Here is a 10,782-nt window from a genome sequence, read left to right on the forward strand (position 1 = left end):
CTCGGGCGTGTAGCCGGCGGCCAGCAGCCGATCCGAACCGCCGTGGCCGCAGAAGTCGAGCGCGTAGACCGGCCCGGGCCAGCTGCGCGGCAGCTCGCCCCAATCGGCGCTCGAACCGAAGAGCGCATGCAGCAGGAGCAGGGCAGGGCCGTGGCGCTGCGCCAGTTCGTGCAGCTCAAGAGAGACGCGTGCGTGCTGAATGCGCATCAGGAACCCAGAAAGTCGAGGATAACCTCCGCCGTTTCCACCGGGCGCTCGATGTGAACGAAGTGACCAGCCCCATGAATTGTGCGGCGTTCCAGTTTCTTCGCGCGGGAGAGGCGCTCGGAAAGAATGGGCTCAGGCAGCGGTCCCCACGTGTCCGGCACGGAACCCACGAGAGCAAGCATCGGCGCTTGTAGGGCGCCATAGGTGCGGCCGATCCACTCCGGGTGCCACGGGCCGAAGCCGTGCGCCATGTGCGGGTCGGATTTCCACGACCAGCCTCCGGTTGTTTCACGGGCTCCGTGAAAGGCGAAGTAGCGTAGCCACTCGCGCGTGAGGCGCGGGTTCTGCGCGCGGCGGCGCTCCACCAGGTCGTCGAGCTGCGCGGACGGACGCCAGCCGTTGCGTTCCGCCAGTTGGCGGCGCCGGTCGAGGAACTGCGCAAAACGTTTTGGCAAGGTCTCCGGGCCGTCGGGTAACGCAACCGGTCCGAAGCCGTCGATGTTCACCAGCTTCGTGACCAGCTCAGGAGCCAAAATCGCTGCCTCCGTCGCCTGCCCGCCGCCCTTGCTGTGGCCGACGAGATGCACGGGCCGGCCGAGCGAGCGTAGCACCGTGAGCAGATCCGCGATGTCGGTCGCCCAGGTGTAGCCGTTGGCCCAGTCGGAGTCGCCGTGGCCGCGCTCTGCGAGGATCTCAATCGCAACCCCACCTGCTTTCCCGGTTCCCGACTGCGCCTGCGGTTCGCCGTCCACGGCCAAACGGGATAGAAAGCGGACATTTCCCGCCGCACTATGTCAGGAGTTCTGAAATTACTATGGCAAAAACGATGGGCGGTGTAAGACAAAGCAGAAACCTTTTCGCCCAGACGCGACCACCGGCGCGCAGGGTCAGCAGAAACCTGCCAGCGTGGAATACGAGGATGGGTGCGCTCGCGATGTAGCAATAGACGAGACCGTATGCTGCCAAGAGGGTAAGCTGCACCGAGTCCAGTTTGATGGAAGGCAGGGGGGTCGCACCTGGAACTGTCCCCGGAGTTGCGGTGGCTTCGAAAAGCAACGGCTTCAGGACGGGAGTTGCCAAACAGAGGAAGTAGAAGACGATCGCTCCTACGACAGTACCCATCGCATAGCGAACTGCGTAAAACTCCCACCATCGAAAGGAGCCCTCAATTGACTTAGTCGGCTCGTGAGCTTGCTCCGGCACTAGAACACCCCTTTAGTGTGACACTGTCGCCGAACTTTGAATTCGGGCACTGACTTTGGACTTTTGCGACGACGCGTGCGTGATCGCGGGTGTGTAGGGGCGAGCGGCCGGTCGCCCCTACGGGATATCGCGAGTCGGTACCTCGCGTAACAGCGAACAGCGCCGAGGGCTGAAGCCCACGGCTGAGTGAAAGCAAGCCCGGTGAACCGGGCTGGGGATGGGAGCCGGCTTGCAGCCGGCTTTCTATTACTGAGCCCGGTGCTTGAGCGCCGGGCGGTGCAGCGCGTTGACGAGCGACCGGTGCTCCTTTGAAAACATCGACCGCGCCGTGCGGGCGGGGTACACCGTCGTCGAGGTCCGCGAGGCGGATCAGCTGCGCCGTGCGCCAGGTGGCGGCCGTGTGGATCGCGGCCGAGCGGCGGGTTCCTGGGTTGTCGCCATGGACGCCCGCCGGAAGATTGCGGGCATGACGGAGACGGATCTGTCCGAAGTCGGCGAGGCGTCGGTGAATCCCGAGGCGCGGTACGAGCGCGGCCTGGGTCCGTTTCGCCTGCTTGCAGCTGCCGGCGACCCGTTCTATGTATACCAGCGATGTCTTCTACGTACTCCGTAACTCAGGCCCAGAGCCAGCTTCCCGGGTTGATCAAGAAAGCTGAGGAGGGTCAGCCGGTGCGTATCCGGCGGCGAGACGAGACCGTCGCTTTTCTGGTTTCGCGCGAGCGCATGGAAGCGATTGTCGAGACGATGGAGATTCTGGCCAATCCCGACGCCATGAAAGCCATTGCGGCGCACCGCGCGGGCCGAACGAAATTCCTTCCCCTCTCCGCGCTGGACGACTGAGCGGCGTGCGAGTCCGGCTGTCAGCGCAGGTCGTCGAGTTCGTGCGCAGCCAGGCGCCCGAACCGAGGCGCCGCCTACGTAGCGCTCTTCGTAGTCTGGCGCGTGACCAGGGCGATCTGAAACCGCTCGAAGGACCATTGCAGGAATACCACCGTCTTCGTGTGGGATCGTATCGGGTGATTCTCCGGTACGCGACCCCGAAAACAGTCGATGGTGTCTTCGCCGAACGCCGGAGCATCGTCTACGAGGTATTCGCGGAGACGTTGATCGACCGTCTAACGGGAAAACCCGAGTAGGTTGGAGGCGATCGGGGAACCCGACGTCACGCTCCGGCGGGGATCGAGGCAGAAGAGCAGAGCGGGCGGGAGCGCGTTTCCTTGACTCGCTGGGGTGTCTCGGTTAAGCGACTGCAGTTTGGTGCATGTGAGTGGAAAGCGAAGCCTCCGATCTGATCGCGGTGCGACGCCGCAAGCTGGAAGAGTTCCGCGGACGCGGCCTTAATCCATTTCCCAACGACTTCCGCCCGGCCGATACGGCGGCGGCAGTGCAGCAACGGTTTGGCGGGCTCAGCCGCGAGCAGCTGGAGGCGGGCGCCGACATGGTGAGCGTCGCCGGGCGCATCGTGGCCGTGCGCGACTTCGGACGGGCCTCGTTCATCCATCTGCAGGACCGCAGCGGCCGTATCCAAGCCTACGTCAAGCGCGATGGCGTCGGCGAAGAGGCCTTCGCCACCTTCAAGACGATGGATATCGGTGACTTCGCCGGCGTTGTGGGCCGCCCATTCCGAACCCGCACCGACGAGCTGACCATCAATGCCCGGGAGATTCGGTTGCTGGGGAAGGCGCTCCGCCCCCTGCCGGAGAAGTGGCACGGACTCACCGACACCGAAGCTCGTTACCGCCAGCGCTACCTCGATTTGATCGCCAACCCCGAGGCGCGCGCCATCTTCCTGATGCGCTCGCGCATGATGGAGCGGATTCGCGCCTTTCTCGCCGCCCGTGATTTCATCGAGGTGGAGACGCCGATGATGCACCCGGTTCCCGGTGGTGCGGCGGCGCGGCCGTTCATCACGCACCACAACGCGCTCGACATCGATCTGTACTTGCGCATTGCGCCCGAGCTGTACCTGAAGCGGTTGCTCGTCGGTGGTTTCGAACGCGTCTTCGAGTTGTCGCGCGTCTTCCGCAACGAAGGGGTATCGGTGCGGCATAATCCCGAGTTCACCATGCTGGAGTTCTACTGGGCCTACGCCACCTACGAAGATCTGATGCAGTTCACCGAGGAGCTGGTGGTGACGCTGGCGGACGAGCTGCTGGGGCGGCGCACGCTGCAGTACGGGGAGTGGACCATCGACCTGACGCCACCGTGGCGGCGCCTGTGCATGCCGGAGTACGTCGCGGCCCGCGCCGGCCTACCGCTCGACGCCGTGCTGGCGCTGGACCTCGAAACCCTGAAGACCGCGGCGACCAAGCTGGACGTGACGGTCGATCATGACTACGTGGCGCACCACGGGCCCGGCGCGGCCGGGTATTTGTTGAACGACATTTTCGAAGCGACGGCGGAACCGGAGCTGATTCAGCCGACCTTCGTCTATCAGTATCCGGTGGCGGTATCGCCACTGGCTCGCCGCAACGTCGAGCGGCCACTGTTCGTCGATCGCTTCGAGCCCTTCATCGCCAGGCGTGAGCTCGGCAACGCCTTCTCCGAGCTGAACGACCCGGACGACCAGCGGGCGCGCTTCGAAGAACAGCTACAGGCCCGCGCCGCCGGTGACGAAGAGGCGCACGTGATGGATGAGGACTTCCTGCGGGCGCTGGAGCATGGCATGCCGCCGGCAGCCGGCGAGGGTATTGGTATCGATCGGCTGGTGATGCTGTTCACCAACGCGCCGTCGATTCGCGACGTGATTCTGTTCCCCCACATGCGACCGGAGAGGAGATAGGTTCAAGAAGGGGTTCAAGGGGCCAAGGGTTCGAGGGTCCAAGGGGGGACTCGAACCCTGGACCCCTCGGACCCTCGAACCCCTTCAACATGCGTTACGAGCTGTTCATCGGTCTGCGCTATCTGCGTGCGAAGCGCACGGAGGCGTTCATCTCGCTGATCACGGTGATCTCCATGCTGGGGGTGATGATCGGGGTGATGACGCTGAATATCGTCCTCGCCGTCATGACCGGTTTCGAGGAGGACTTGCGCGACCGCATCCTCGGGTTCAACCCGCAGGTCGTCGTCCTCAGTTTCAACGGGACAATCACCGACTATGACGGGGTGGTGGGCCGAGTCCAGAACGTGCCAGGCGTGGTGGCCGCCGCACCGTTCGTCTACGGCCAGGTGATGCTGTCGGCGCAGCAGAACGTCACCGGGGCGGTGGTGCGCGGTGTGGGTCCTGCCTCCGAAGGGGTCATCGAGCTGCAGAAGCACCTCAAAGAGGGCGACGTCCACGAACTGGGCAAGCTGCATGACGTTCCACTCGACGACGGCAAGAAGGGCACCATCGAACTTCCGGGGCTGATCGTCGGTAAGGATGTGGCGCGCCAGCTCGGGTTGGTCATCGGCGATCCCGTCAATGTCATCTCGCCCGTGGCCACGCCGACGGCGGTCGGCATGGTGCCACGGGTGAAACGGTTCGTGGTCGTCGGCATCTTCGACTCCGGCATGGCCGAGTATGACGGCTCGCTGGTCTATATGGATCTGGCGCACGCGCAGCAGTTTTTCGATTTGGGTGACGCCGTCACCGGCATCGAGGTGCGGGTCACCGACCTCTACGGTGCCAAGGAAGTCGGTAACCGAATCTCCGCGGCGCTGGGCTTTCCGTTCCGCGTGCGCGACTGGATGGAGGTCAACCACAACCTGTTTTCGGCGCTCAAGCTGGAGAAGACGGTGTACTTCATCGTGCTGCTGCTCATCGTGCTGGTGGCGGCGTTCAACATCGTGGCCACGCTGATCATGGTGGTGATGGAGAAGCGCAAGGACATCGCGATCCTGAAGTCGATGGGGGCGACTGGCGCGGGCGTCGGCCGCATTTTCATCTTCAAAGGCATGATCATCGGGATCGTCGGGACCTTGATCGGCAACGCCGGGGGGTATGCCGCCTGCTGGCTGCTGAAGCGCTACCAGTTCATCGAGCTTCCAAAGGACGTGTTCTACGTCAACACGCTGCCGGTCAAGATGTACCCGGAGTACTTCGTTGCGGTCACGTTGGCGTCGCTGTTGATCTGCTTGCTGGCAACGGTGTATCCCGCCCGGCAGGCCGCGCGGTTGTCCCCAGTGGATGTCATTCGGTACGAGTGAGGACGCTTATGGGATATGGCATATGGCCGGTCTCAATCGCCATCTTGAGGCGGTCATATGCGAGCGCGATGTTCACCGTGTTCGTTGAACCATATGCTATCAGTCATAAGCCAATATGAGCCATAGGCCAATGCATGAGTGAGCCGCTGATTCAGGCCGTCGGGTTGTGCAAGAGCTACCGCGACGGACGAAACATCCACGTGCTGGTCGACCTCGATCTCCAGGTTGCGGCAGGGGAGACGGTGGCCATCGTTGGGCAATCGGGTGCCGGGAAGAGTACGCTCTTGCACCTGCTTGGGACCCTCGACCAGCCGACGGGCGGGAAGGTGCTCTTTGAGGGTGTCGATCTTTTCGGGCTGCGCGAGCGCGAGCAGGCGACTCTGCGCAACCGCGAGCTGGGCTTTATCTTCCAGTTTCATCATCTGCTGCCCGATTTCACGGCGTTGGAGAACGTGATGATGCCGGCATTGATCAGAGGGATGAGCGTGGCCGAGGCCGAGCCGCGCGCCCGTGCCGTGCTGGAGCGCGTCGGCCTGGGCGCGCGTTTGACGCATAAGCCGGGCGAGCTGTCGGGAGGCGAGCAGCAGCGGGTGGCGGTGGCGCGGGCCGTGGCCCTCTCGCCCCGGGTGGTGCTGGCGGATGAGCCGACCGGCAACCTCGATCCGATCACGGGGGCCGAGGTACAAAACCTCCTGATGGACCTCAACCGGGAGCACGGCATCACCCTCGTCATCGTCACCCACAACGACGCCCTCTCCACCACCGTGCATCGCACCTTGCGGTTGCAGAATGGCAGGTTGCATTGACCGCGAGGGCTCGATGAATCGGGCCGGACGGTCCATGACGCCGGCGCCCGACTGTCATCCCTCGGGGTTTACAGTCATCGGACCGTCTGGTAGGCGTAAGCGCCGATCGATTCTGCGGGAGCCATGGATGCGGACGCTGCCGGTGGTGATGGGGCTGGGCTTCCTGCTACGTCTGGTGGCCGTCGCGGCGGCTCAGCAAGGTGTCGAGCCTGAGAGTGTGAGACCGCAAGGCCCGCGGATCGACCGGGTCGTCGTCACGGGCAACCAGCGCGTGGAGGAAGAAGCCATTCGCGTGCAACTGCGCTCGCAGCCGGGCACCCGGTTCAAGGACGAGACGGTCGATAACGACATTCGCGCGCTCTACCGTATGGGCTTCTTCGACAACGCCGAAGCCGACCTGTCGGAGCAAAACGGCCTGTGGGTGCTCACCTTCCGCGTGACGGAACGGCCACTGATCAAAGACCTCGTTTTCGAAGGGAATCGCAAGCTCAATCGCGAGGAGCTCGAAGGCGCGCTCAAAGTCCGGCCCAACACCATTCTCGATCCGGAGAAGGTGCGTGGCGGCATCGAAGAAGCCAAAAAGTTGTATGAGAAGAAGGGCTACCTCGACGCCAAGATCGATTACAGCACCACGCCGACAGGCGAACACCAGGTGACGCTGACCTACAAGATCAACGAGGGCAAGGTGGTGCGCATCCAGAAGATCGTGTGCGAGGGGTCGCGTGCCTTCAGCCAGCGCGAACTCAAGCGTGTCATGCAGACGAAAGAGGAGTGGTTTCTTTCCTTTGTGACCGGTGCTGGCAACCTGGATAACGAAGCCCTCAAGACCGATACCGAGCGCCTGACGGCCTTCTACTACGACCACGGCTACATCGACGTGAAAATCGATGAGCCGGTGGTACAACGTACGGCCAAAGGCCTCAATGTCACCATCAAGATCGACGAGGGCAATCAGTACAAGGTGGGCACCGTCGACGTGGGCGGAGACTTGCTGCCGGATATGCGGAAGGCGCGTGAGAAATTGAGCCTCAAGCCGGGTGAGATCTTCCGCACCAGCAAGCTCCGCGAAGACATCAACAGCTTGACCGAAGCCTATGGCGACCAAGGCTACGCCTTCGTCAACGTCACACCAGACACGGAGGTCGATCGGACCGATAAGACGGTGAACGTGACCTACAAGGCCAGCCGCGGTCCGGAGGTCTACATCGATAAGATCGACGTCAGCGGCAACACCAAGACGCGCGACAAGGTCGTCCGGCGCGAGGTGGAGCTCGGGGAGCAGGAGCGCTTTTCCGGGTCAAAATTGCGGCGTAGCCAGGAACGCCTGCGCCGCCTCGGCTTCTTCGAAGACGTCAACATTACGACGCGCAAGGCCGAAAGCGAGGACCGGCTCGACTTGCTGGTCGACGTGAAGGAAGCTTCGACCGGCGCCTTTTCGGCCGGTGCGGGCATCTCCTCTGGTGAGAACTACCTGTTCAACGTCCGGCTCTCCGAGATCAACCTCTTCGGCCGCGGACAGCGGCTGGTCCTCAATGCCGACTTTGGCGCCATCCGCCAAAACTTCAGCCTCGACTTCACCGAACCGTACTTTCTCGATACCGAGCTGACGGCGGGCCTCAGTCTGTTCAACTGGAAGTTGATCTTCGACCAGTTCACCCGCGGTGGCACTGGCGCCAGCGTGCGCACCCTGTATCCGTTCAGTGCCCTGGGCTGGGACGCGCTGGGGCCGCTGCCGTTGCAGGACACGCGCTTTGGCCTGGAGTACCGCATCGAAAACGCAGAGATCACTGGCGTCAGTCCGACGGCACCCACGCAGATTCGTACTGAACAAGGGAGCAGCCTCACTAGCGCCATCATTCCCCGCGTGTTCCGGGATACGCGCAATCACCCGTTTGATCCGACCTCTGGCTCATCGCAGGATCTGTCGGTGGAAATGGCCGGCCTCGGAGGCGAAAGCAAATTCATCAAGGCGGAAGCCCGCGGGCGTTGGTACTACCCGTTCTGGAAGAGTCCCACCTTGGGAACGTTCACGCTCTCGACCGGCGGGACTCTGGGCTACGGTTTGGGCTACGGTGCGGAGCGTGAGTTGCCGCTCTTCGAGCGCTACTTCCCGGGCGGCATCAATTCCGTTCGCGGGTTCCGTATTCTCTCGCTGGGGCCGCGAAACGCCGTGTGGGATAATTATGGCCGTTTGCAGACTACCGCCGCCGTCGGGGGCAGCCAGCAACTCATTTTCAACGAGGAAATGATCTTCCCGATCGTCGAAACGCTCGGCTTGAAAGGGGTGGTGTTTTTTGACGCCGGCAATGCCTTCTCGGCTGCGCAAGGCATTGATTTCGGCGGGATGCGGATGGCAACCGGCGGTGGGGTGCGCTGGTTGTCGCCCATCGGTCCTCTGCGGATCGAGTTCGGTTTCCCTCTCAATCCCCACGTGGGCGATGACAAACAGACCGTGATGTTTTCGTTCGGCGGTCCACCCTGATGGATGACAGGCGCATGGCATATGGTGCATTGCCTATCGCCCGAGAACCGTTCTCCTTGCCGCGACCAGCGTTAGGCGGTAAGCGATACGTGAAACCTGTAGGAGGCTATTGTTCATGAAGGCTGTTTGGTGGATCGTCGCAGGAGTGCTGGCCGCGAATGTCGCCCTGGCGCAGAGTACGCCGAAGATCGGCTATGTCGACTTGCAGCGTGCGCTCAACGAATCAGAGGCCGGCAAGAAGGCCAAAGAGGAGTTCAAGGTCCAAGTGGACAAGCTGCAAGCGCAGTTGAAAAAGCAGAAAGACGAGATCGAAAGCTTGAAGGATCAGCTCGACAAGAAGTCGCTGGTCATGAAGGAAGATGAGCGCGGCGGACTCGAGGAAGAGTACCGCAAGAAGCTTCGCGACTTCGAGCGCAACTACAAAGATTCGCAGGCCGACCTCCAGAAGAAGGATAACGAGCTGACCGGCGTCATCATCCGGGAGCTCCAGGAGATCATCCGCGCATACGGCGAGCGCGAGAACTACACGGTCATCCTTGAGACCAGTAGCAACGCGATGCTGTACGGGGCCAAGAGCGCCGACCTGACCGACGCCATCATGCAACAGTACAACAGCGCGCATCCCGGTAAGAAGAAAAAGGAAAAATGAGCGCGAACGCCTTGTTCGTGAGGACCGCGTATGACTGTCAACCAGCGGGTGTTCGATTACCACGAGATTGCGTCGCTGTTGCCGCATCGATTCCCGTTCCAGTTCGTCGATCGGGTGCTCGAGTTTGAAGACGGCCGGCGGATCGTGGCGTTGAAGAACGTTTCCATCAACGAGCCGTTTTTCCGCGGGCATTTCCCCGAGCAACCGTTGATGCCGGGAGTGCTCATCTGCGAGGCGCTGGCGCAAGCGGGAGCGCTGCTGGCGCACCGGTCCCATGACGGAGTGCAGGAGGGGCGCGTCGTGGTGCTGGCCGGTCTCGACCGGGTTCGCTTCCGGCGCCCGGTGGTGCCGGGCGATCAACTGCACTTGGAGGTGGTGCTGCTCAAGCGCCATCGGCCGCTGTGGAAAATGCGCGGCGTAGCCCGCGTCGATGGAGAGACGGTAGCGGAGGCGGACCTTTCGGCCATGGAAGTCGAAAGGACACGCCAGCCGTGAGCCCTCCGCGCATCCATCCGACCGCCATCGTCGCGGCGGGTGCGCAACTCGACATCGACGTCCAGGTTGATGCCTACGCCATCATCGGTCCCAAGGTGCGCATCGGACGCGGCACCACCGTCGGGGCGCACACCGTCATTGACGGTCGCACGACCATCGGCTGCGAGAACCGTATCTTTCACCATGTTTCGATCGGCGCCGTCCCGCAGGACCTCAAGTACCGCGGCGAGGACAGCGAACTGATCATCGGCGACCACAACCTCATTCGCGAGTTTGCCACGCTGCATGTCGGCACCAGCGGTGGTGGCATGGTCACTCGCGTCGGCGACCATAATTTGTTGATGAATTACAGCCACACCGCCCATGATTGCCACATCGGCAGCCACAATGTCGTCGCCAACGGCGCACAGTTTGCGGGGCACGTGGTCGTGGAGGACTACGTCATCGTCGGCGCACTGGTGGGGATCCATCAATTTGTAAAGATCGGCGAATCGGCTATCCTGGGTGCCGGTGCCATGGTGACGCAGGATGTTCCGCCGTTTTGCAATGCCACGGGCGACCGGGCGCGGCTGCACGGGCTCAACCTCGTGGGTCTCAAGCGCCGCGGGTTCAGCCCCGAACTGGTGTGTGACATCAAACGGGCGTATCGCATCGTCTTCAAATCCGGCCTCAAGGTTGCCGAGGCGGTGGCCACGGCGCGCCAGGAGATTCCGGCATCACGTGAGGTGGATCGGCTCCTCTCGTTCGTTCAGGCGTCGGAACGGGGAGTGTGCCGGTAGAAGACGTCGCCCATCGCTTATGGCTTATCGTGC

At 62.6% G+C, this 10,782-nt stretch carries 12 protein-coding genes; 10 read left to right on the top strand and 2 right to left on the bottom strand.

Annotated features, from left to right (window positions below; genetic code table 11):
- On the bottom strand, positions 1-207 hold a 207-nt coding region (locus VF515_18335; protein HEX7409590.1), incomplete at its 3' end, for an alpha/beta hydrolase.
- Positions 207-959, bottom strand: coding sequence for an alpha/beta hydrolase (locus tag VF515_18340; GenBank protein HEX7409591.1), 753 nt, complete (start codon positions 957-959; stop codon positions 207-209). The genes VF515_18340 and VF515_18335, both read right to left, overlap by 1 nt.
- A 737-nt stretch (positions 960-1,696) precedes the next feature.
- Here VF515_18340 and VF515_18345 point away from each other — a divergent pair.
- The 10 genes from VF515_18345 to lpxA all read left to right on the top strand — a co-directional run bounded on the left by VF515_18345 (position 1,697) and on the right by lpxA (position 10,749).
- Positions 1,697-2,023, top strand: a complete 327-nt coding sequence (locus VF515_18345) for a hypothetical protein (protein HEX7409592.1) — start codon at positions 1,697-1,699, stop codon at positions 2,021-2,023.
- 26 nt (positions 2,024-2,049) lie between these two features.
- Positions 2,050-2,250, top strand: a complete 201-nt coding sequence (locus VF515_18350; GenBank protein HEX7409593.1) for a prevent-host-death protein — start codon at positions 2,050-2,052, stop codon at positions 2,248-2,250.
- A 5-nt stretch (positions 2,251-2,255) separates the two neighbouring features.
- Positions 2,256-2,546 carry a hypothetical protein gene (locus VF515_18355; GenBank protein ID HEX7409594.1) on the top strand — a complete coding sequence of 97 codons (291 nt, stop codon included), beginning with the start codon at positions 2,256-2,258 and terminating at the stop codon, positions 2,544-2,546.
- 131 nt (positions 2,547-2,677) lie between these two features.
- On the top strand, positions 2,678-4,192 hold the full coding sequence (lysS, locus tag VF515_18360; protein HEX7409595.1) for a lysine--tRNA ligase: 1,515 nt from the start codon (positions 2,678-2,680) through the stop codon (positions 4,190-4,192).
- A gap of 89 nt (positions 4,193-4,281) precedes the next feature.
- Positions 4,282-5,538 (top strand): lipoprotein-releasing ABC transporter permease subunit, encoded by a 1,257-nt coding sequence (locus VF515_18365; GenBank protein ID HEX7409596.1) that lies wholly within the window; start codon positions 4,282-4,284, stop codon positions 5,536-5,538.
- 134 nt (positions 5,539-5,672) lie between these two features.
- On the top strand, positions 5,673-6,344 hold the full coding sequence (locus VF515_18370) for an ABC transporter ATP-binding protein (protein HEX7409597.1): 672 nt from the start codon (positions 5,673-5,675) through the stop codon (positions 6,342-6,344).
- 127 nt (positions 6,345-6,471) lie between these two features.
- On the top strand, positions 6,472-8,826 hold the full coding sequence (gene bamA, locus VF515_18375) for an outer membrane protein assembly factor BamA (GenBank protein HEX7409598.1): 2,355 nt from the start codon (positions 6,472-6,474) through the stop codon (positions 8,824-8,826).
- Between the two features lie 115 nt (positions 8,827-8,941).
- The gene (locus VF515_18380; GenBank protein ID HEX7409599.1) at positions 8,942-9,475 is read left to right on the top strand and encodes an OmpH family outer membrane protein; all 534 of its coding nucleotides are present in this window, start codon (positions 8,942-8,944) and stop codon (positions 9,473-9,475) included.
- A gap of 30 nt (positions 9,476-9,505) precedes the next feature.
- A complete protein-coding gene (gene fabZ, locus VF515_18385) occupies positions 9,506-9,970 on the top strand; it encodes a 3-hydroxyacyl-ACP dehydratase FabZ (GenBank protein ID HEX7409600.1) in 465 nt (154 codons plus the stop codon).
- Positions 9,967-10,749 (top strand): acyl-ACP--UDP-N-acetylglucosamine O-acyltransferase, encoded by a 783-nt coding sequence (gene lpxA / locus VF515_18390; GenBank protein ID HEX7409601.1) that lies wholly within the window; start codon positions 9,967-9,969, stop codon positions 10,747-10,749. Before fabZ ends, lpxA begins: the two co-directional genes overlap by 4 nt.
- Positions 10,750-10,782: the final 33 nt, after the last annotated feature.

The sequence above is a fragment of the Candidatus Binatia bacterium genome, from assembly GCA_036382395.1.
Classification (GTDB): domain Bacteria; phylum Desulfobacterota; class Binatia; order HRBIN30; family HRBIN30; genus JAGDMS01.

Bases quoted from the DNA above. Each gene is read 5' to 3' on its own strand.
- bamA (HEX7409598.1), top strand. From the start codon at position 6,472: ATGCGGACGCTGCCGGTGGTGATGGGGCTGGGCTTCCTGCTACGTCTG.
- VF515_18380 (HEX7409599.1), top strand. From the start codon at position 8,942: ATGAAGGCTGTTTGGTGGATCGTCGCAGGAGTGCTGGCCGCGAATGTC.
- fabZ (HEX7409600.1), top strand. From the start codon at position 9,506: ATGACTGTCAACCAGCGGGTGTTCGATTACCACGAGATTGCGTCGCTG.
- VF515_18365 (HEX7409596.1), top strand. From the start codon at position 4,282: ATGCGTTACGAGCTGTTCATCGGTCTGCGCTATCTGCGTGCGAAGCGC.
- VF515_18370 (HEX7409597.1), top strand. From the start codon at position 5,673: ATGAGTGAGCCGCTGATTCAGGCCGTCGGGTTGTGCAAGAGCTACCGC.